The following is a 21,607-nucleotide window of genomic DNA, read 5'->3' as shown; positions in this document are numbered from 1 at the left end:
ACCTCCAATGCGATCATCAAGGTGATCATGGCAACCCTTTGCGGTGTCCGATGGGGCAGTGGCCGGGGGCGGCGCTATCCTGATGCGGCACTGTCCCTCGAGTGAAGGCGCAACCTCTGGATTCTGCACCGTGGTTGATGGCACTGACCGTCCCCACTCTTCTGGTCATCCTCTACCTCCCCGGATATCTCGTTCTGCGGAGGCTGGCCGTGCTGCGCATGCAGGCGCTGGCGGCGGCCCCGGCGGTGGGATCGGCGATGATCGGCACGCTGGTCGTCGTCTACCACGTGACAGGACTGCCCTGGAATCTCCTGACCGCGGCCCTGGGCGCCGTGGTGCTGGTGGGGGCGGCCGTGGGCGCGGTGCGCCTGATGCACCGGATCCGCCCGCCGCGGCTCAGTGAGACCCGCACCCCGATCTGGTGGCCGGTCATCATCGCCGTGGGACTGGCCTTCCTCATCAGCGCCCAGGCCATGCTGCGCGGCTTCGACGGGCTGGACACCCCCATGCAGGCCTCCGACGGCGTGTGGCACCTCAACGCGGCGGCCTACGTCCGCCAGGACCAGAACGCCTACCCGGTGGGCAGCCTGGCCCCGATGTACTGGGGGCAGGTGCACTACTACCCCACCGGCTGGCACGCCCTGGTAGCGATCCTGCCCGCCGATGTGCCCACCTCGGCGAACCTGGTGGCGCTGATCGGCGCCTGCCTGGTCTGGTGCCTGGGCTGCGCCTCCCTGCTGTCGGCCTGCGTGCCGCCCACCTCCCGGCGGATCCGCGACGCCCTTCCCCTGCTGTCAGGCATCATCGCCTCGGCCATCGCCACCGCCCCCTTCGTCCTGCTGACCACCCTGTGGCCCTACGGCTGGTCGGTGTGCCTGCTGCCCGGGGTCATCGCCCTGCTCCTGGTGGCCCGCCCCCAGCGCGGGTACCGCCGGGGCAGCGTGTGGCCCCTGGGCGGCATCGTGGCCGTCGTCCTGGCGGCCATGGGCGCGGCCTTCGTGCACGGCGCCTCGGTGTTCAACCTCGCCGTCCTGGGCGTTCCCGCCATGCTGCTGGTGCTCCTGCACGAGGTGCGGCGGCGCTGGCGCCAGGGAGGGCGATCGCGCAGCGCCCTCATCGGGGTGGCCGTGGTCGTCTGCCTGGGACTCCTGGCCGGGGGATCGGTCTTCGCCGACCAGTTGGTCATGCTCGCCCGCTTCACCCGCCCCGGCGCCATGCTCGGCAACACCATGCTGGAGGCCTGGCGCGACAGCCCGATGATCTCGGCCATTCCCGACCGCGGCATGGGCGCCAGCGGGCTCAGCGCCCTGTCCGTGCTGGGGGCGCTGGTGGCCCTGGCCACCCACCGCCACCGCTGGGCGGCGCTGTGCGCGCCGCTGGCCCTGGTCATCCTGGCCGCCTCGGTGATGACCCATACGCCGCTGAGCATCCTGGCCTCCCCCTGGTACATGCAGAAGGCCCGCATCCTGCCCCTGCTGGAGATCCCGGTGCTCGTCCTGGCGGCCACCGCCGTGGAGTGGCTGTGCGCCCAGGCCCGCAGTCGCACCGGCCGCCTGCGGGTGGTGGCGGCGGCGCTGTCGGTGGCCTCCCCCATCCTCCTGGTGGTCAACACCCTGGGGCGGGAGGGCATCCACGAGCGCGTGACCGCGGTGGCCTACCAGCCCGCGCGCTCGGCCTGGACGGTCATGCTCGCCCCGGGGGAGGCCGACTTCATCCGCCGCTCAGCCGAGCTGATCCCCGAAGACGCCATGGTCCTCGGCCAGCCCACCAATGGCTCGGCCTACTACTGGTCGCTGACGGGCCGGCAGGTCGTCTACCCCTCCCTGCGCCCCTACGCCGAGCCGGATCGGCGATACGTCTCGGGGCATGCGGCGATGATGCGCGTCGACCCCCAGGTGTGCCAGGCCCTGGATCGTCTGGGCGCCCACTACTACTACACCGATGCCGACCGCTCTGAGGGCGGGGCGTCCGCCGGCGGCAAGACGCCCCAGTGGCCCAATCAGCTCAACTTCGTGCCCGAGTCGCAGCTGACCCCCGTGGCCACCGACGGGACGCACACCCTGTGGCTCATCTCCGGCTGCGGCTGGACCTCGTGATGCCCGCCGGGGCGGCCGCGCTCGTGGGGCTCACGGCCCTGGCCTTGGTCCTGCTCCTGGCGCCGGGATGGGTGATCGGCCGATGCGCGGGGCTGGGGCGCTGGGCCTCGCTGAGCGTGGCGCCGGGAGTGACCAGCGCGCTGGTGGCCGCCCAGGCCATCGCCCTGGGAGCGCTGGGGTGGCGCTGGAACGCCGCCGCCCTGCCCGTCCTGCTGGCGCTCACGGCGGCCTGCGGCCTCCTGGCCCGACTGGCCCTGCGCCGGGGATCCGGCGCGCCGATCCCGCGGGGCGGGCCAGGGTCCGTGCGCCGGGCCCTGGGCCTGCCCGTGCAGGGCCTGCGGGGCACGGCCCCGGTGATCTGCGCCGTCGCCCTGTGCATCGCGGTCATCGTGGCAGCCTGGTTGGCCGGAGTGGTCCGCGCCCAGTGGCCGGCCCAGGCCTTCGACGCCGCCTTCCACCTCAGCGCGGTGACGCAGATCCGCCAGGGCGGGGACGCCTCCCTGCTCGGAGGGCTGCGCGAGCTCTACCAGGGCACGGCCGTGTACTACCCCACGGTCTGGCACGCCCTGGCCGCACTGCTTCCCGGACCGGTCCCCCTGGCCGCCAATGCGGGCGTGCTGGCCATGGCCGTGGCCTGGCCCGCCGTGATGGCCGGCATGCTGCTGGGCGCCGAGGCCATGGCCAAATCCGCCAACCGAGCGGGGGCCGTGGCCCTGACCACTGCGCTCGTGGGCGCCCCCGTGTCCTTCACGATGCTCGTGACCTCCCTGGCGGTCTGGCCCTACGCCCTGTGCGTGCTGAGCCTGCCCGGCGCGCTGCTCATGGCCGATCGCCTGGTGCGAGGGCAGGGCAGCCGGCCGGCCACCGCCCTGCTCCTGGCCCTGACGGCGGGAGGCGCCGTGGCCGCGCACGGGGCGGGGGCCTTCTGCTTGCTCCTCCTGGCACCCGCCTGGCTGCCCCAGGCCTGGGCGGCGGTGGGGCGGCGCTGGCCACGGGCCAGGATCGGGCTCCTGGCGGCCGCGGCCATCATGGCCGGCGCGGGCATGTGGATCCTGCGCCTCCCCCTGGCCTCGGTGCTGGGCTACCAGCGCCCGGCGGGAGGCTGGTCGGGCGTGCCGGTCACTGCCGGCCAGGCCCTGGCGGACCTGCCGGCCTACGGGCGGGTCTGGAGCGCCACGGCACTGCTGGGGGCGGTGATCGCGGTGGCCACGATGGCCGGGGCGTGGATCGGCTGGCGAGTGCCCGCGGCCCGGCGCTGGGTGGCCATGTGGGCCACCGCCCTGGCGCTGACGATCATGGTGGGCGGGCCGGCCTGGTGGGGCCGCCAGCTCGGCTCGCCCTGGTACCTGCAGAAGGGCCGCCTGCTGCCCCTGGTGGCCATCCCCGCGGCCCTGCTCATCTGCCTGGCGCTGAGCCGCATGCTCGACCGACTGGCGCCCCCCGCCGGGGCGGGCCGCGGCTGGAGGCGCGCGCCCCGGCGCCTGATCCTCCTGGCGGCCGTGGCGGCACTGGTGGCCGTGGGGCGCCTGCCCCTGCATCAGGACCTGGTCGCCAGCGTCCACGATCCCGAGCGGATCCAGTACGGCACCCTGGCCACGGCCTCGGAGCTGGAGTTCATGGGCCGAGCCGCCCAGCACCTGCCGCCGGGCGCCGTCGTCGTCGCCTCGCCCTCCCGGGGAGGAACCCTGCTGTGGGCGGTCGGGGGAGTGGAGGTGGTCTACCCCGTGCGCTCGGTGCCGGCCAGCCACACCCCGCACTACCGCCTGGCCTCTGCCTGGCCCGATCTGAGCCAGGACGATGAGGAGCAGTGGCGGCAGGCCTGCGCCCTTCTCGACGGCCTGGGGGCCCACTACCTGTACACCGATTCCTCACCGGATGCCGAGGGCGCTCGTGACGGTCAGCCGCCCCTGCGCTGGGACAACGCCCTGGCCGACCGCCGGCCCGCCCGGCTCGAGCTCGTGGTCCGCCAGGGCGACTACGCCCTGTGGCGGATCTCGGCCTGCGATGGCCGGCCCTGAGCCGGGCCGCAGAGGGGAGCCGCTGAGCCGGGCCACTGAGCCGGGCCGCCGAGGGGAGCCGCGGCGAGAGTGTGGCGAGGAGTATTGGCGGCCGGTTACCGGCACTGCCGGGGGCGCATTAGCCTGGCGTCGTGTTGGAGTGGATAGGCGCGCTGACCCTGGCCGTACTTCTCCTGGCGGTCCTCGTGCTGCCCGGCTCCCTCGTGCTCGGCGCCCTGGGGGTGCGCACTGATATGGCCCTGGCCGCGGGCCCGGGGGTGAGCATCATCGTCATCACCGCCTCCACCGTCGCACTGGCCCGAGTGGGCGTGCCCTGGAACGGGGTGAGCAGCGCGCTGATCCTGGGCGGGATCAGCGCTATCAGCGCCATTGGCATGGTTGGGCGGGTGCCCGGCGCGGTCGGAGTGGCCCGGCATGCCCGCCTGCACCGCGCCGAGCACTGGCTGCGCCTGGTCATGGGCCATGCCGCCCCCATCGTGCTGGGCATCCTGCTGACGGCACTCCCTCAGCTCATCATCCTGGCCCGGGTCCTGCGATCGCCGGCGGCTGTTCTGCAGAACCATGACGCGATGTTCCACCTCAACTACATCGCCCAGATCATGACCTTCGGCAATGCCAGCCCCTTCGGCTCCTCCTGGTGGATCAACGGCGGCTCCTACTACCCCAACCTCTGGCACGCCGTGGCCGCCCTCCATTCCGGCACCCAGCCCACGGTGGCCTTCAACGTCATGGCCATCATGGTGTCCGCCCTCCTGGCGCCCCTGGGGTGCATCGTGCTGGCGCGCTCCCTGGGCGGGGGGCCACTGGCCCAGATCCTGGCGGGCGCGGCGGGATCGGGGACCGCCTGGTTCCCCGGCTACATGCTCTACCTCCACGCCCAGGCTCCCACAGCCCTGGCCATCGCCCTCATCCCCTTCTCCCTGGCTGCCGCCATACTCTGGCGCCGGGATGCCGCCAGCACGCCCATCCGCGGCGCGCTGGCCGTGGTTGCCTCCGTGGTGGGAACCGGCATCGCCCATGCCGGGGCAGGCCAGCTCCTGGTGGTCGTCTCCGCGGTGGGGGCCGTGGTGTGGAGCCTGCGGGGGCGCGCCAGCTGGCTGCAGCACCGACCCTGGGGCCCGTGGGTCCGGTTCCTGCCCGCGGTGGGCGGCGCGGCGGCGCTGGCGCTCATGGTCTCCTCCAGCATGCTGCGCCTCATGGGGGACTTCCCCCAGCTCGTCCTGCCGGTTGGGCAGACCGCCCTGCGCGCCCTGACCCTGGCCCCCATGGAGGCCGACGGCGGCGCCCTGGCCCACGCGCCCCTGGCCGTCCTGGCCCTCATCGGCCTGGTGCTCCTGGTGCGGCGGGGCCAGTGGGCGATGGTGACGGTGTGGGCCGGCATCGTCGCCCTGGACATCATCACGGCCCTGCCCCGGGGCTGGTGGAGGGCGCTGGTGGGCGCCTGGTGGAACGACGAGCACCGCATCAAGGCGGTCCTGGTGGTCCTGGCCGGCGTGCTGGCCGCCTACGCCGCTGATCGCCTCATGCGGATGTGCCTGGCCCTGGTCAGGCAGCGCTCCGTCGCCCGGCGCTTCCTGGCGGTGGGGGCTGCCGTGCTGGTGGTGGTGCCCCTGGTCGTCTCCACGGCCGGGTCCCTGCGCCTGGAGGCTCATTGGGCCCGGCTGGGATACGACCCCGACTCCCTCATCCACGCCCCCTGGGTCACCGATGAGGAGGTGGAGTTCATCAGGCGGGTGGCCCGCGAGCTGCCCGATGACGCCGTGGTCTACGGCTACCCGGGCTCGGGATCGGGCCTCATGCCGGTGCTCACCGGCACGCGCAGCGTCCACCGCGCCCTGGGCAAGGGGGGCCCGAGCGGCACCAGCGCCTACATGATCGAGCACTTCGACCAGATCGCCACCGACCCCAAGGTCTGCGAGCTCATCCGGCAGACGGGGGGAACGCCCGTCTACTACGCCGACCAGGACGTCGATGACTACGTGGTCAGCGCCGAGTACCCCGGCTATGACCAGGTGGACACCTCCCAGGGCTTCAGCCTCATCGACGCCCAGGGGACGGCCTCGGTCTGGCTGATCACCGCCTGCGACTGAGGGCCCGACTAAGGGCGCCTCTGCCCCGCGCCGCGACGCGGGGCAGAGGCGCCCTGCTGATCCTGCTTACCGGCCCTGCTTACTGGCCCTGGGCGGCGTACTTCGCCTCGACCTCCGCCTTGAGCGGGCGCCACCAGGCCTCGTTGTCCCGGTACCAGGCGATGGTCTCAGCGAGGCCGGAGCGGAAGTCGGTGAAGCGGGGCTCCCAGCCCAGCTCCTGGACGAGCTTGGTGTTGTCGATGGCGTAGCGCATGTCGTGACCGGGACGGTCGTTGACATGGTCGTAGTCGTCGGGCTCGTGGCCCATGAGCTCGAGAATGAGCTCGACGACCTCCTTGTTGTTCTTCTCACCGTTGGCCCCGATGAGGTAGGTCTCGCCGATGCGGCCCTTGTTCACGATGTCCCACACGGCGTCGTTGTGGTCCAGGACGTGGATCCAGTCGCGCACGTTCTGCCCGGCCCCGTAGAGCTTGGGGCGCACGCCGTCGATGAGGTTGGTGATCTGGCGGGGGATGAACTTCTCGATGTGCTGGTAGGGGCCGTAGTTGTTCGAGCAGTTCGAGATCGTGGCCTCGATGCCGAAGGAGCGCACCCAGGCGCGCACGAGCAGATCCGAGCCGGCCTTGGAGGCCGAGTAGGGGGAGGAGGGGTTGTAGGGGGTCTCGGGGGTGAACTTGGCGGGGTCGTCGAGCTCGAGGTCCCCGTAGACCTCGTCGGTGGAGACGTGGTGGAAGCGCGTCTTGTGGCGGCGCACGGCCTCCAGGAGGGTGAAGGTGCCCACGAGGTTGGTGCGGATGAAGGGGGAGGGGTCGTTCAGGGAGTTGTCGTTGTGGGACTCCGCGGCGAAGTGGACGACGACGTCGGCCTGGGCCACCAGCGGGTCGACGGTGTCGGCATCGGCGATGTCCCCGACCACGAGGGTGGCGCGCTCCTCCAGGCCCTCCAGGGAGCCCTGGTTGCCGGCGTAGGTGAGCTTGTCCAGGACCGTGACGGTGGCCTCGGGGAAGCGGCGCAGGGTCTGGTGGACGAAGTTGGCGCCGATGAACCCGGCGCCGCCGGTGATGAGGACGTGCATAAGAGCTGCTCCGATTCTGAAGGGCCTGGTGCAGCCGGGGCGCTGGGGGCGGGCCTGCTCGGTGCCCGGGCCGCTGGCTGGAGGATGACCGTCATCATGCCACACCGCGGCCCGTCGATGTCCGCTCGGCGGGCAGGTCCAGACAGAGACCGGATTGTGACTATCCGACACATCTGCCGGGCAAGGACCGAGATGGTGCGGAAAAGAGGGGGAGAAACATGCGGGGAGGCGCCGATGAGTGGCCCGATGGGGAGGATGGACGGTGGCCCTCGGGCATGACGGTCAGTACCGTGTCACTCGCGTACCACTCGTCCCATACGGCTCATCGGCCACCATCTGCGCGGAGTGATGCGCACCCTCACTCATCCCCGATCCGCGAAGGACCATCCATGTCGGCAACTCGCCTCCTGGGCGCAGCAGTGGCGGTTCCGCTCCTGCTCCTGGGCATCATCCCCACGGCCTCCGCCGAGCCCGACTCATCCGAGGACCCCGCCCCGGTCCAGCGCCTGAGCCTGACCACCCCCTCGGGGCAGGCCACCGACGCCGGCCGCTCCGGTCTCGATGACGCCGCGGAGCAGGACGGGGCCCAGGGCGCTGAGAATGAGGCCGAGGGGCAGGCGGATCAGGACGGGGCTGAGGAGGCCGGGAAGGCTGAGGGCGCTGAGGGCGCTGGGGGCACTGGAGGCACGGCCGAGCAGGCCGGCGCCGGCAGTGGTCCGACCATCCGCACCATCGCGGATACCGAGGTTCACGACCAGGACGACCTGGTGGCCGAGGCCGCGATCCTCACCGATCCCCTGGAGGTCAACGCCTTCGTCGTCGCCGGCTTCACGTGGTCGGGCGAGCTGCCCCAGGGCGCCCAGATCTACCTGCGCATGCGCGAGCAGGGATCCTGGTCCCCGTGGTACCCGGCGGAGACCGCTGATGGGAGCGATGAGGCCACCAGCGGCACCGCGGAGATCATCACCGGTGGGGCCGACGCCGTCCAGGCCTCCGTGGTCAGCGACGCCGATGCCCTGCCGGCCGACCTCCACCTCGAGCTCGTGCCCGCCCAGCCCGAGGGCGCCCAGGAGCTCGACCCGGCCTCGCTTCCCACCGTTGAGGCCGAGCCCACTGAGATCACCGAGGTCACGGGGGCCTCCATCGGCTCCCAGGCCCAGCCCCTCCCGCTGGCCGAGCTGCCGGACTGGGCCACCGCCAGGACCGCCCCCGCCCAGCCCGCCGATCAGGCGCCCGCCGGCCAGGCGCCCGTCGTGACGACGGCGGCCCAGACCGGCGCCGGCTCGGCGCCCTCGGGCGTCGCCACCGGCCTGCCCGTCAAGACCTGGGCCAATGGCCTGCCCGTGGGCGTGACCACCCGCGCCGAGTGGGGCGCCAACGAGGCCAACATGTCCTGGAGCCCCTCCTACGTCAGCGCCTCCCACGTCGTCGTCCACCACACGGCAGGCGGGAACTCCTACACGGCGGCGCAGTCGCCCTCCATCGTGCGGGGCATCTACCACTACCACGCCGTGACCCTGGGCTGGGGGGACATCGGCTACAACTTCCTCATCGACAAGTACGGCCAGGTCTTCGAGGGTCGCTCCGGCTCCACCCGGGCCGGGGCCGGCCAGATGGTCATCGGGGGCCACGCCCGCGGGGCCAACACCGGCACCATGGGCCTGTCCATGATGGGCGACTACTCCAACGTCACCCCCTCCTCCACCCAGATCGATGCCGTGGGCAAGATGGCCGGCTGGTTCCTGGGGCGCGCCGGGGTCAGCAACGCCAGCGGCTCAGCCAGCTTCACCATCAGGACCACCGACAAGTACCAGGCCGGCACCACGCTCTCCCTGCCCAGGATCATCGGGCACCGGGACGTGGGCGCCACCGCCTGCCCCGGCGCGAGGGGCTACGCCTCCCTGGGCACCATCCGCTCCATCGCCCAGAACCAGCTCCAGGGCGCCTCGCGCTGGGTCAACAGCGGGGGGAAGTGGTACTACCAGGACGCCAAGGGCAACAAGGCCACGGGCTGGATCTCCCACTCCGGCTCCTGGTACTACCTGGGCTCCGACGGCGCCATGGTGACCGGCTGGGCCAAGGTCGGCGGCTCGTGGTACTACCTGAGCTCCAGTGGCGCGATGGTCACCGGCTGGGCCAAGGTCGGGGGCTCCTGGTACTACCTGGCCTCCAGCGGCGCGATGGTGACCGGCTGGGCCAAGGTGGGCGGCACCTGGTACCACCTGGGCTCCAGCGGGGCCATGACCACGGGCTGGCTCAAGGTCGGGGGCTCCTGGTACTACCTGAGCTCCAGCGGCGCGATGGTCACGGGCTGGGCCAAGGTGGGCGGCACCTGGTACCACTTCGGCTCCAGCGGCGCCATGACCACGGGCTGGCTCAAGGACGGCGGCTCCTGGTACTACCTGAGCTCCAGCGGCGCCATGGTCACCGGGACCGTGAGCATCGGGGGCGTCAGGCACAGCTTCAACTCCTCGGGGGTGTGGACCGGCCAGGTCGCCCAGGCCGCCCAGGCCAGGCAGGCCGCCCAGACCGCTCAGGCCTCGCAGGTGAGGGACGGCTGGACCCAGGAGGGCAATAACATGGTGCTCCGCAAGAACGGCGCCGTGGTCGAGACCCAGGCCCTGCGCCCGATCATGTCCGGCCCCACGGCCTCCAGGGCCACGGTCATCAACAAGATGGTCTCGGTCTACGCCTCCTCGGGGCGGAGCTACCCCAGCGGCGTCATGGGCCGCGGCGGGGCGCCGACCCCCACCGCCTTCTTCACCATGGTCTACGACGAGGCCGTCGCCGAGGGCGTCAGCCCCGAGCTGCTCTTCGCCCAGGTGGTCAAGGAGACCGGCTGGCTGCAGTTCACCGGGGACGTCAAGGCCTCCCAGTTCAACTTCGGCGGCATCGGGGCGACCGGAGGCGGCGTGGCCGGCCACTCCTTCAAGGACGTGCGCACCGGCCTGCGCGCCCAGGTCCAGCACCTGCGGGCCTACGGCGACGCCAAGGCCTCGGCCGCCACGCTGAAGAACCCGGTGGTCGACCCCCGCTTCTCCTATGTGCGCAAGGGCTCGGCCCGGCACATCCAGCACCTGGGCATCCAGGAGAACCCCAGCGGCGGGGGCTGGGCCGCCTCGCGCCACTACGGCATCGAGCTGGTCCAGTTCATGACCCGCCACTTCGGCTGAGGACCCGGCTGAGCACCCGCCTGAGCGCCCGGCTGGGCCTGCCGTCGCCGCCCCGCCCACCTGCCGCCCCACCACGGGGCAGCCGGTGGGCGGGGCGTGCGCGCGGCCAGGGGCCTCGGCCTATGATGGGCGCGGATGCGCCGGCAGGCGGTGCCTCCGGACGAAGGATGTGTTTTGTCGATCATCAATGATCTGCGGGCCTCGCGTGAGCTCCTCTACAACCTCACGATGCGCGAGGTCAAGGGGAAGTATAAGCGGACCGCCCTGGGGCAGCTGTGGTCGCTGGCCAACCCGCTGGCCCTCATGCTCGTCTACTCCTTCGTCTTCGCCTTCATCATCCGCGTCCAGCCCGACCCCGGGGACCCCTCGGGCATGAACATCTTCGCGCTGTGGCTCATGTGCGGACTGCTGCCCTGGGCCTTCTTCTCCAATGTGGTCAACGGGGGGATGAGCGCGCTGGTGGGCAATGAGAACCTCATCAAGAAGGTCTACTTCCCGCGCTCGGCCCTGCTGGTGTCCAACTCCCTGTCCTGGCTCTACTCGTGGTCCATCGAGATGGCGGTGCTCGCCGTGGCCATCGCCCTGCTGGGCGGCATGCCCTACCTCTACATCATCCCCACGATCCTGCTCATGGCCCTGCTCACGCTCTTCGCCACGGGCGCCGCGATGATCATGGCCATCGCCAACGTGCACTTCCGCGACACCCAGTACCTGGTGGGCATCCTCTTCCAGATCTGGTTCTACGCCAACCCCATCGTCTACCCGGCCGCCATGGTGGCCAAGGTCTCGGACTCCCTGGGCTCCTTCCACGGGATCACGGTCCTGTCCGCCTACAGGCTCAACCCCTTCTACCACTTTATCGAGGCCTTCAGGAACCTCCTCTACGACAACCGGCTGCCCGATGCGAGCACCTGCGCCATCGTGCTCGTCCTGTCCCTGGGGGTCTTCCTCATCGGGTGGCGCGTATTCGACCGGTATCAGCCCCGACTGGCGGAGGTTCTGTGACATGACGGATGCGGCGATCACCATCGAGGGCGTCTCCAAGACCTTCCGAGTCTTCACCGAGCGCAACAACACCCTGAAGTCGGCGCTCCTGCGCCGGGGGGCCTCGGCCTACCGGGACTTCCACGCCCTGAAGGACGTCAGCCTGGAGATCCCGCAGGGCTCCACCTTCGCCCTGGTGGGGGACAACGGCTCGGGCAAGTCCACCCTGCTGAAGTGCCTGGCCCGGATCCTGGTGCCCGACTCCGGCAGGATCGAGCGGCGCGGGCGCATGGCGGCCATGCTGGAGGTGGGCTCGGGATTCCACCCCGAGCTCTCCGGGCGGGACAACATCTACCTCAACGGCTCCATCCTGGGGATGTCCAAGCAGGAGGTCGACGCCCGATTCGACGCGATCGTGGACTTCTCCGGCGTCGAGGCCTTCATCGACCAGCCGGTGAAGAACTACTCCTCGGGCATGTACGTGCGCCTGGGCTTCTCCGTGGCCATCCACACCGAGCCCGAGATCATGCTGGTCGACGAGATCCTGGCCGTGGGCGATGCCACCTTCCAGGAGAAGTGCGCCGAGAAGTTCGCCGACTTCCGGCGCGAGGGGCGCACCGTCGTCGTCGTCTCCCACTCCCTGCCCCAGCTGCGCTCCATGGCCGACCGCGCCGCCTACCTGGACCACGGCAGCCTGCGCGCCGTGGGGGAGGCCGGCGTCGTCCTGGAGCAGTACGCCGATGCGGCCCGCACCAACATCCGCACCGATGACAACGGCCGGGTCCGTTGGGGCACCGGGGAGGCCATGGTCGATCGCGTCGAGGTCCTGGGCCCCCAGGGCCCCATGACCGAGGAGGGCCTGCGCACCGGGGACCGCGTGGTGCTGCGGATCCACTACACCGCCCACTCCCGGATCCCCGACCCGAACCTGGGCATCACCATGGACACCGCCGAGGGCGAGCACCTGTGGGCCTGCTTCTCCCGGGACCAGGGGGCGCGCCTGCCCGACCTTCAGGGGCCCGGGCATGTCGACATCACCATCCCCAGCCTGCCCCTGCAGAAGGGCCAGTACTCCGTGCACGCCGGCATCGTGGGAACCGGGCCCGATGATGTGGTGGACTTCGTGCGCGAGATCGCCTGGCTGACGGTGGGCGCCGGCTCGGGGCTGGACTCCGGGGGGCCGGTGTCCATGTCCGCCCGGTGGCAGGTCCCGGCCGCAGCGGCAGTCACGGAAGGCGGGCAGTCATGAGCATGGATCAGAGCCTGGAGATGAGCGCGCAGCAGGCGGGCCCCGGCCCTCAGCGGATCATCGTGGCCACACTCGACACCCTGGGGGAGAGGATGGCCGGCCCGGCCATCCGCGCCTGGGAGATCGCGGCGCACCTCTCGCAGGAGGGCCACAGGGTGCGCCTGCTGACCTTCGCCGCCTGCGAGCGGCAGGGCGTGGGCTTCCAGACAGCCCGGGCCACCGTGGAGTCCTTCCGCGCCGAGGTCGAGGGCGCCGACATCCTCATCATCCAGGGCTACATCGCCGCCACCTTCCCCTGGCTGCGCACCAGTGGGTGCAAGATCGTCATCGACCTCTACGACCCCTTCCACTTAGAGTCCCTGGAGGTGGAGAAGTACGAGCCGATGGACCAGCGCGAGGCCGCCCTGGCCCGGGCCCTGGCCGAGCTGGGCGCCCAGGCGGCGCGCGGGGACTTCTTCATCTGCGCCTCGGAGAAGCAGAGGGACCTGTGGATCGGGCATCTGGCGGCCACCGGCCGGATCAACCCGGAGGTCTACGACGCCGACCCCTCGCTGCGCAGCCTCATCGACGTCGTGCCCTTCGGCACCTCCGACGCCGACCCCGTCCAGACCCACCACCCCATCCGGGGGCGCGTGCCCGGCATCGGCCCTGAGGACCCGGTGATCATCTGGGGAGGGGGCGTCTACAACTGGTTCGACCCGCTCAGCGTGGTGCGGGCCATCGACCTGGTGCGGGCCCAGGTGCCCACGGTGCGCCTGTTCTTCCTGGGCATGAAGCACCCCAACCCCGATGTCCCCCAGATGGACATGGCCACCCGGACCCGCCAGGAGGCCGACGCGCTGGGGCTGACGGGGACCACCGTGTTCTTCCACGAGGACTGGGTGGTCTACGAGGACCGCATCAACTACCTCATGGACGCCGATATCGGCATCTCGACGCACTTCGACCATGTGGAGACGGCCTTCTCCTTCCGCACCCGGATCCTGGACTACCTGTGGGCGGGCCTGCCCATCGTGTGCTCGCGCGGGGACTCCTTCGCGGATGTCGTCGAGGCCCGGTCGCTTGGCCGCACTGTGGAGGTTGAGGATGTCGAGGCCCTGGCCCAGGCGATCCTCGAGCTGCTCACCGACCCCCAGGAGTCCCAGCGCGTGCGCCAGCGGGTCAGTGAAGTCTCCCAGGAGTACAAGTGGCGCCGCTCCCTGGCGCCCCTGCGGGCCTACTGCGCCGCCCCCTACCGCGCCGCGGACCACGAGAGGGTGGCGCGCGGCGCCCATGCCGGGCGCATCCCCGTCATCTCCGCCGTGCGCCGCGACCTGCGCTCGACCGTCCACGTGCTGCGCACCCGGGGAGCCGGCGGCCTGGCGGAGAAGGTCCGCTGGCGCCTGGCCAGGCTGAGGCGATGACGGCGGCGGGGGGCGCCCCGGCCACGGGGGTGGCTGCCGTCGTGGTGACCTACCATCCCGGCGCTGAGGCGCCGGTGCTCATCGAGGAGCTGGCCCGCCAGTGCCAGTGGGTGATCGTGGTCGACAACGGCTCGGCGCCAGGCGAGCTCGAGCCCGTGCGCGGGGCCTGTGAGCGCGCCGGGGCGCGCCTCGTCGAGAACGGCGGCAACCGGGGGATCGCCGCCGCCCAGAACGCGGGCATCGCCGCGGCCCGGTCCCTGGGTGCGCGCTGGGTGCTGCTGTCCGACGACGACTCCGTGCCCGGGCCGGGCATGGTCGCTCAGCTCGTCGAGGCCTTCGCGGCCAGTGCCCGGGGGCGGCCGGCCCCGGTGGGGGCCGTGGGGCCGCTGGTGGGTGAGGAGCGGCAGGGCCGTGATCAGCTCGTCTACGTGGCCCGGCGCTGGGGGCCGCGGCGCGCCACGGCTGAGGAGCTGGCCCAGCCCTATCTGAGCGTGGCCTTCCTCATCGCCTCGGGCTGCCTCATCTCCATGGAGGCCCTGGATCGCGTGGGGCTGATGAACGAGGGCCTGTTCATTGATCATGTGGATCTGGAGTGGGGGCTGCGGGCGCGCCGAGAGGGCTATGAGCTGATCGTGGCCACGGGCACCGCGATGGCCCACTCATTGGGCGATGAGGTGGTGAGGATTCCTGGGCGGCGCCAGCCGGTGCATATGCACAGCCCGGTGCGCAACTACTACCTGGCCCGTAACACGCTGGCCCTCATCGGCTCGGGTCTGCTGCCGGTGGCCTGGAGGGTCGGCTACCTGGTGTGGATCGCCAAGTACGCGGCCTTCAACGCGATTATGGCCCCGCCGCGGGCGGAGCGCGCCCGGGCTCTGGCTCAGGGCCTCCTGGACGGCCTGCGAGGCCGGCGGGGGCCGAGGGCCTGAGGCGCAGTGGCCGGCAGGCCCGGGAGAGGGCTGGTCGCCGGGGGAGTGGTCAGGAGGAGGGGCCCGACTTAGGATCCTGCTCCTCAAGGGCCCGACGGGCGGCCTCGAGGTTCTCGCGGACCGCAGTGGTGCTGGGGTGGTCGGGTCCCAGGACCCGCTCGTGGTCGGCCAGTACCTGATCGAGGAGGGCGATGGCTTTGTCCTGGTCTCCCGATTCCCAGTAGGCGCTGGCCAGATTGTGACGTGAGGTCAGGGTGTCTGAGTGATCAGTTCCTAGGACCCGCTCACAGTCGGCCAGTACCTGCACGAAAAGGTCAATGGCCTCCTCAAGGCGCCCCGCTTCCTGGTAAGCGCCAGCCAGGTTGTGACGCGAGCCTAAAGAGTGCGGATGGTCGAGACCCAGGACCCGCTCACGGTCGGTCAGGGTCTCTTCAAAAAGTGTGATGGCCTCGTCGAGGTGCCCCGCTTCCTGGTAGGCGCCGGCCAGGTTGTTGCGGGAGGTCAGGGTGCCCGGGTGGTCAGGTCCCATGGCCCGAAGTCGGTCGGCCAGTACCTGCTTGAATAGACCGATGGCCTTGCCCAGGCGCTCCGCTTTCTGGTAGGTACTGGCCAGGTTGTTGCGGAAGGTCAGGGTGCCTGGGTGGTCGGGGCCAAGAACCTGCTCACTGTCTGCCAGTACCTGCTCATGCAGGGTGATGGCCTCCGCTATTCGCCCCGCCGCCTGGTAGGCGCTGGCCAGGTTGTTGCGGGAGTTCAGGGTGCCTGGGTGATCGAGGCCCAGGATTCTCTCGTGGTCGGTCAGCACTTGCTCGTGCAGGTCGATGGCCTCTTGAATGTGCCCCGCTTCCTGGTAGGCGCCGGCCAGGTTGTTGCGGGAGGTCAAGGTGCCTGGATGGTCCGGGCCCAGGATTCTCTCGTGGTCGGTCCATACCTGCTTGAACAGACCGATGGCCTCGTCCACGCGTCCTGCCGCCAGGTAGGTACTGGCCAGGTTGTTGCGGGAGGTCAGGGTGTCTGCGTGGTCGGGGCCCAGGACCTTCTCGCGGTCGGTCAGTATCTGTTGATGCAGCATGGTGGCTTTCCCCAGGTGCCCCGCTTCCTGGTAGGCGCTGGCGAGGTTGTTGCGGGAGGTCAGGGTGCCTGGATGGTTGGGGCCCAGTATTCGCTCGCAGTCGGCCAGTACTTGCTCGTACATGGTGGTGGCCTTTTCCAGGTATCCTGCGTTCTGGTAGGCGCCAGCCAGGTTGTGGTGTGAGGCCAAGGTGTTCTGGTGGGTGGGACCTAGCAGGACACCGATTGCGTTGACAATTCGATCTAACGCGATCACGCTGGAACTGACCCCGGCATGATTCGCGAGCACCTGTGTGCGGCACAGCACGTCGGCAAAGGCATCGGGCTGGTTGGCGACTGCGCTGTGGTCCGAGGTCCCGAGGGCGGCCAGGTGCTCGATGACGGTGCTGATGGTCTGGCGCTTGCTGCCGTCCTGATCGTCCTGGGATGAGTTAGGGAGGGCGGAGTCGAGCAGGGAGACCACCACGGCAGCAGCGTCAGTTAGTTCTGGTTCTATCATGTCCTCGCGGATGACGCGGGACTGCAGGCGGTGCAGGGAGACCATGTGGTCGTCATCGGCGACGGCGACCACGCTGCGCTCTCGGAGAGCCCGCAGAGCCTTGATCGCTGCATAGCTCTCCTTGCCGTCGACACGGTGGAGCCATGAGTCCGCGACACCGTTCTCGCTCATGAGGGCCAGGGCTCCCAGTTGGAGTCGAGCCAGGTGGCCCTGCTCAGTATTTTTCCTGCTCGCAGCTTTCAGTGCGCTTGTGTAGGCCAGTCTCAGGGCTTGCCAGACGGCGTCGGGGTATTGGTCGCCGTCGGAGCGATCCACCGCCTCTTCCAGAGGAACGTCGGCGAGGAATTCCATGTACGTGGCCACCCCGCAGCGATCGCCCAGGATGGTCCCTGCTGCTTGGGCCAGTGCCAGGGGCAGGTGGCCCAGGGTCTGGGCGAGTTGGTCAGCCTCCGGGTCGGTTATTCCCGGCAGGCGGTGGTGCAGGAAGTCGCGGGACTGGTCCTCGCTGAAGACCCCCACTGGGATCGTCTCCCCCAGTTCTCTGCCTTGAAGGTTCGTCGTGACGATGACTCTCACACCCGGTGCTTCGGGCACTCGATCGCGCAGGTCGTCGGCGCGCTCCAGGTTGTCGAACACAATGAGACAATCAGCCCCCGGACCCGAGTTCAGCCAGTCCACCAGTGCCTCAGCGCGCGCTGGGACGCTGTCCGAGTCCTCAACGATCTTAAGTCTCGTCGCCAGTCTGGCTAGGCCCATGTCCACGCCGCTGATCACGCCCTTGTCCGGGTCGCCGGCTGGGGAGGCGTTGATCCAGGCGACCAGGGGCCAGCCCGCATCCCAGCATTCTCGGGCGTACTTGGCGGCGATCTGGGACTTGCCGACCCCTTTCATCCCCTGCAGGGCTGAGATGGTCGCGCTGCCACCACCGCTGAGGGCCTCGCGCAGGCGGTCATACTCCGGGCGCTCCTCGAAGCCCGGTGCGGCCTTGGGGATCGAGCCGAATCGCAGTGGATGGTCGGCGTCGAGCATTGGTGTTTGTGCCGCGCCGCTGCTCACTATTGTCTTGATCTCGCGCACGTCCTCGGCGATTCCGGCCTGGCCGGCGAGAACCGCGTCGGTCTTGGCCTCGGTCCTGTCGGCTGTTGCGGTCAGGTCGTCGAGGGTATCCATGACGTAGCGCGCATGCGCCGTATCGAAGGCCGGTGAGTTCGGAGCGATGAGCATGAACTCCTCGGCCACCACCTGCACTAGTGCGTCGAAGACCGGCTCAGCGGCCTGCGCGACGTTCCGGCGCCTGCCGGTCGCGCGCTTGCGCAAGTACTCCGGGAAGGTCTCCGGGTTGCGGACCGCCGCAAGAACGGCGTCGTCATCCTGCCTGATCTCGGCCAGAAGCGCCTCGACCTCAGTGGCCGCGCCGCGCAGCTCGCGGCGGTTCTCCGCCGTCGTCTCCTGCTCCAGGCGGCGCTCCAGCTCCTCGGCGAGTCGCTTCCCCAGGCGCTGGGGATCATCTCCACTGCGCATCTGGCGCAGTCGGTCAAGGACACCCCCGCTATCTCCCAGCACGGCGGCTGCAGTACCCAGGGAGGGGTCCGCCGCGGCGGAGGCAACCCGCACCAGCAGGGCGGCCAGTTGCAATCCGACGGGAAGAAGAAGGGAGCTCACGGTCCAACCATAGCCACGGACAACCCTGTGAGTTGTTTGCTTGGACGGCCAGTTCCTGTCTTCTATCCGCGCAGGCGCCGGGGCGTAGTGCGAGCGACGCGCCTGGCCGGATGGCTACCTCGTGTGGATCGTCACGTTCGCACCCTTCAATTCGCTGTACTTCGCGCCTGCCGTTTCCGACGCCATTGTGGTGGTTTGCGCAGTGAAGTCGACGGCCTGACGCTCCTGCGCGGAGAAGTCCTCCATCAGTCGGACAGGAGGAAGGTCACCGTGTGATACTCGGAGAAGAGGGCTGCTTCATCGTCGTCGTAGTCCCAGTCCTCCTCGCGCTCCAGCGCACGCTCAAGACTGCCGAAGCGACGCTCGAGCTTGCCGACTACCTCCGACTTGCGAGCCTCGAGCTCCTCCTCGGTGAACACACGGACCAGGCCGGTTGTGGATGCGGACATGACGGGCCTCCTTCCTGCTTCCTTCACTGTAGAGGTAGCGTCAGACACGAACCAGTGCTGTTGTTTGGTGGTCCGCGTGACCGCCATCTCTGGGGCTGCCTTTCCCGACTGGGAGTCCATGGTCTTGGCAGTGGTGGCGCGTGCGGGCGCTGCCACGGTCCTCAGTCGTGGGCTTACTCTGCTTGTAGCCAGGTGGTCGCCGGCTGCGATGCGCAGCCCGACTTCCTGCTCCGCCGGGTGAGGGACAAGGGGTTACCCACGCAGACGCCGGTTCACGGCCCGAGCGGCGCGCCTGGCCGCCTCGCCGGGGCCCTGGGTGCGGGCCACCGCCACGGCCTGGCGGGCCATCCATCTCGCCTGGGCCACCGCGCCGGGCACGGCCCTGCGCGCCGCCGCGCCCGGGCCATAGGGGTCGAGCTCGACGGGGCAGGGGGCTGCGGGCTCCGGATCGGTCACCGGGCTCCAGGTCGAGTCCTGGCGGTGCCCGTCCTGGCGCACCCTGATGGCCGCCTGGGCCAGGATGCGCTCATAGACCAGGCCCTGGCTGAAGGGGGAGTAGCGCAGTAGCGCCTCGCGCCGGGCCAGCGCCCCCATGCGCGAGCGCAGGGAGGCCGAGGAGATGAGGGCCTCCAGGGCCTCCTCCCACTCCTGGGCGGTGGTGGCCAGCATCCCGGTGCGGCCGTGCTCAATGGCCTCGCGGAAGGGCTGGGTGGGCGAGACGATGATGGGCCTGCCCACCATGGCCGCCTCCAGCCACTTGATGGCGGACTTGGCCTCGTTGAAGATCGAGTCGCCGGTCAGGGGCGCCAGGTGGATATCGGTGGCCCGCAGCAGGCCCGGCAGCTCCAGCCAGGAGGTGAAGGGCAGGCGGTGGACCCTCTCGCCGAACTCCGACAGCGCCGCCGTGGGCTTGAGATGGCCGCCCAGGCACAGGTGCACATGGGGGTGGCGGCGCATCGCCGCGATGACCGCCGGCTCAACAGCCGCCCAGTCGGCGTCATGCGTCGTGGTCCCCGAGAAGTACCCGATGCGCAGTTCCCGGCCCGGCGCCGGCGAGGTGCGGATGGCGGTGTCCGAGGCCTGGGCCAGGGGGACCCCCACCCCGTTGGCGAAGCGGTAGGAGGGCATGCCGGTCAGGCGCGTGGCCTCCTGGCACAGGGTCTGGGTCGAGCCGATGAAGCCGTCGCAGGCCTCCATGGTGGTGCGGTAGCGGTCCACGCCCCGCCACCACAGGTCCTGCTCGGCGTCGCTCAGGCTCGCCAGGCCGTCGAGCTGGCCGCGAAGCGTGGAGTCGAAGATGAGGTCATCGACGTCGAAGAGCACCGGGACGGGCTCGGGGCGCTCCTTGGCCGCGGCGATGAGCTCCAGGATCCGGTCGGTGGCCGGCACCCGGTAGAGCACGATGGCCCCGGCCTCCAGAATCTCCTGCTCCAGGCGGGGGTCGGAGTAGTGGCGGATGATCGTCCTGCGCCCGCGCAGCGCCAGCGCCTCGGCCGGCAGGTAGCAGCGGTAGCGCAGGGGGGCGCCGTCGATGCCCACGATGAACAGCACCGGGTCGAGCAACTGGGCCTGGGCGCGCAGAAGGTCGGGCTGCTCACTGGCCGGCAGGGTCAGCGGCGCCTCGGGGCCGCCGTGGGCCCCGGAGGAGACCAGCTCCTCGTAGATGCCCTCCAGCTCGGCGCCCTGCTGGGTGAAGGAGCGGATGGGGGTGGCCGAGCCGTGCCCGGTCAGGGCCCGGGCCGCGGCCGGGTCATCGGCCAGGCGCCCCAGGGTCTCGGCCAGGGCCTCATCGTCCCCGGCCGGCAGGATATGGCCGTTGCGCCCCTCGGCCACGGCCTCCTCGGGGCCCAGGGTATCGGTGCACACCACTCCCAGCCCCGCGGCCAGGGCCTCGCGGGTGAGGATCGAGTGGGACTCGCGCATCACCGAGGGCAGGACCAGCAGGTCGTGGTCCCCCAGGGTCTCCAGCAGCTCCTCGGGCCGGAAGGCCGGCTGGGGGCGGAACCACGAGGGCAGGCCCTGGGCCCGGGCCTCCTCAACCCCGTAGGCGTCCAGAACCAGGCCCGCCCGCTCGCCGATGCGGCGGGCCGCCCGGGTCAGGACATCGAATCCCTTCATCTCCTGGGTGCCGCCGGCGTACATCAGGCGCAGCGGGCCCTGCCCGGTGCGCGGCTCGGGAGTCTCGCCCAGGCGCTCCAGCTGGGCGTCGGGCAGGCCGTTCTCGTTGACCACCAGGCGCCGGGGGTCAACGCCGTTGGCCTCGAAGACGCGGGCGGCCGACGCCGAGGGGGCCAGGACCAGGTCCACCGCCTCCAGGGCCCGGCGCAGGCGCTGGCGCCGCCCGGCCAGCCCGGGGGCGTCATCGCAGTCGCAGGTGCCGCACTCGGCGACCAGGGAGCAGGGCCGCATCTGGCGGTCCACGAGGAACTGCCGGGAGCAGAACCACCAGAAGTCGTGCATGGTCAGGACCACCGAGGCCCCGGCGCGGTGGGCGGCCTCGACCAGGCCCACTCCCAGGGTCTGGAGGGAGTGGACATGGACGACGTCGGGGCGCACCTGCTCCAGCCAGGCCGCGAAGGCCCGGGCGGCCCCCGGATTGTCGAAGTTGAGGGGATCGGTCCAGGCCGTCCACGGGGTGGTGACCAGCCAGGTCACGCTGACCCCGGCCTCATCGAGCTCGGTCCAGGTCTCCAAGGGCCTGCGGGAGTCATCGAGGTGACCGGCGTAGACATGGGACTCGTGCCCGGCCGCCGCCATGAAGCGCGCGACCCGCTGGGGGACCAGGGTGCCCCCGGAGATGAAGTTGGGGGGGTAGTGGGCGGACACCTGGACAATCCTCATGGCGGACATGGTACCGATCGCGCCATGGCGCTCCCCGAGTTCCGCGGATCCCGATAGGGCTTGCGGAT

The 21,607-nt window shown here is 70.6% G+C and carries 12 protein-coding genes; 8 read left to right on the top strand and 4 right to left on the bottom strand.

Annotated elements, in window-relative coordinates; translation table 11 throughout:
• The first annotated feature begins 137 nt into the window (after positions 1-137).
• From EL266_RS12710 to EL266_RS12700, 3 genes are all read left to right on the top strand, one after another.
• The gene (locus EL266_RS12710) at positions 138-2,096 is read left to right on the top strand and encodes a DUF6541 family protein (protein ID WP_026426511.1); all 1,959 of its coding nucleotides are present in this window, start codon (positions 138-140) and stop codon (positions 2,094-2,096) included.
• Positions 2,096-4,114, top strand: coding sequence for a DUF6541 family protein (locus EL266_RS12705; protein ID WP_026426512.1), 2,019 nt, complete (start codon positions 2,096-2,098; stop codon positions 4,112-4,114). Before EL266_RS12710 ends, EL266_RS12705 begins: the two co-directional genes overlap by 1 nt.
• Positions 4,115-4,245: 131 nt before the next feature.
• The gene (locus EL266_RS12700) at positions 4,246-6,204 is read left to right on the top strand and encodes a DUF6541 family protein (protein ID WP_034514702.1); all 1,959 of its coding nucleotides are present in this window, start codon (positions 4,246-4,248) and stop codon (positions 6,202-6,204) included.
• A 79-nt stretch (positions 6,205-6,283) separates the two neighbouring features.
• Here the strand turns inward: EL266_RS12700 and rfbB are convergent, their stop codons facing one another.
• Positions 6,284-7,279 (bottom strand): dTDP-glucose 4,6-dehydratase, encoded by a 996-nt coding sequence (rfbB, locus tag EL266_RS12695; RefSeq protein WP_026426514.1) that lies wholly within the window; start codon positions 7,277-7,279, stop codon positions 6,284-6,286.
• A 389-nt stretch (positions 7,280-7,668) separates the two neighbouring features.
• On the opposite strand from rfbB, the gene EL266_RS13930 reads away from it, so the two are divergent.
• From EL266_RS13930 to EL266_RS12670, 5 genes are all read left to right on the top strand, one after another.
• Entirely contained in the window at positions 7,669-10,452 is a 2,784-nt protein-coding gene (locus EL266_RS13930) for an N-acetylmuramoyl-L-alanine amidase (RefSeq protein WP_126412381.1), read from the top strand.
• Between the two features lie 174 nt (positions 10,453-10,626).
• On the top strand, positions 10,627-11,457 hold the full coding sequence (locus tag EL266_RS12685; protein WP_026426516.1) for an ABC transporter permease: 831 nt from the start codon (positions 10,627-10,629) through the stop codon (positions 11,455-11,457).
• A gap of 1 nt (position 11,458) precedes the next feature.
• Positions 11,459-12,685: an ABC transporter ATP-binding protein gene (locus tag EL266_RS12680; protein ID WP_034514703.1), complete on the top strand. Its 1,227-nt coding sequence runs from the start codon at positions 11,459-11,461 to the stop codon at positions 12,683-12,685.
• The gene (locus tag EL266_RS12675; RefSeq protein WP_197719249.1) at positions 12,682-14,088 is read left to right on the top strand and encodes a glycosyltransferase; all 1,407 of its coding nucleotides are present in this window, start codon (positions 12,682-12,684) and stop codon (positions 14,086-14,088) included. Before EL266_RS12680 ends, EL266_RS12675 begins: the two co-directional genes overlap by 4 nt.
• The gene (locus EL266_RS12670) at positions 14,085-15,017 is read left to right on the top strand and encodes a glycosyltransferase family 2 protein (RefSeq protein ID WP_026426517.1); all 933 of its coding nucleotides are present in this window, start codon (positions 14,085-14,087) and stop codon (positions 15,015-15,017) included. The genes EL266_RS12675 and EL266_RS12670 overlap by 4 nt, the downstream gene beginning before the upstream one ends.
• Before the next feature lie 49 nt (positions 15,018-15,066).
• Here the strand turns inward: EL266_RS12670 and EL266_RS12665 are convergent, their stop codons facing one another.
• The 3 genes from EL266_RS12665 to EL266_RS12655 all read right to left on the bottom strand — a co-directional run bounded on the left by EL266_RS12665 (position 15,067) and on the right by EL266_RS12655 (position 21,539).
• Entirely contained in the window at positions 15,067-18,249 is a 3,183-nt protein-coding gene (locus EL266_RS12665) for a tetratricopeptide repeat protein (protein WP_126412379.1), read from the bottom strand.
• A 245-nt stretch (positions 18,250-18,494) separates the two neighbouring features.
• A complete protein-coding gene (locus EL266_RS12660; protein ID WP_026426518.1) occupies positions 18,495-18,698 on the bottom strand; it encodes a hypothetical protein in 204 nt (67 codons plus the stop codon).
• 252 nt (positions 18,699-18,950) lie between these two features.
• Positions 18,951-21,539 carry a glycosyltransferase gene (locus tag EL266_RS12655; protein WP_051281024.1) on the bottom strand — a complete coding sequence of 863 codons (2,589 nt, stop codon included), beginning with the start codon at positions 21,537-21,539 and terminating at the stop codon, positions 18,951-18,953.
• Between the last annotated feature and the right edge of the window lie 68 nt (positions 21,540-21,607).

Origin of the sequence: Actinomyces slackii (assembly GCF_900637295.1) — a bacterium.
GTDB classification, from domain to species: Bacteria; Actinomycetota; Actinomycetes; order Actinomycetales; family Actinomycetaceae; genus Actinomyces; species Actinomyces slackii.
This window is presented reverse-complemented; position numbering and strand designations above follow the sequence as displayed.

Coding starts and splice junctions, on each gene's coding strand:
- EL266_RS12655 (WP_051281024.1), bottom strand. CDS start 21,539: ATGAGGATTGTCCAGGTGTCCGCCCACTACCCCCCCAACTTCATCTCC.
- EL266_RS13930 (WP_126412381.1), top strand. CDS start 7,669: ATGTCGGCAACTCGCCTCCTGGGCGCAGCAGTGGCGGTTCCGCTCCTG.
- EL266_RS12705 (WP_026426512.1), top strand. CDS start 2,096: ATGCCCGCCGGGGCGGCCGCGCTCGTGGGGCTCACGGCCCTGGCCTTG.
- EL266_RS12670 (WP_026426517.1), top strand. CDS start 14,085: ATGACGGCGGCGGGGGGCGCCCCGGCCACGGGGGTGGCTGCCGTCGTG.
- EL266_RS12675 (WP_197719249.1), top strand. CDS start 12,682: ATGAGCATGGATCAGAGCCTGGAGATGAGCGCGCAGCAGGCGGGCCCC.
- EL266_RS12680 (WP_034514703.1), top strand. CDS start 11,459: ATGACGGATGCGGCGATCACCATCGAGGGCGTCTCCAAGACCTTCCGA.
- rfbB (WP_026426514.1), bottom strand. CDS start 7,279: ATGCACGTCCTCATCACCGGCGGCGCCGGGTTCATCGGCGCCAACTTC.
- EL266_RS12660 (WP_026426518.1), bottom strand. CDS start 18,698: ATGTCCGCATCCACAACCGGCCTGGTCCGTGTGTTCACCGAGGAGGAG.
- EL266_RS12710 (WP_026426511.1), top strand. CDS start 138: ATGGCACTGACCGTCCCCACTCTTCTGGTCATCCTCTACCTCCCCGGA.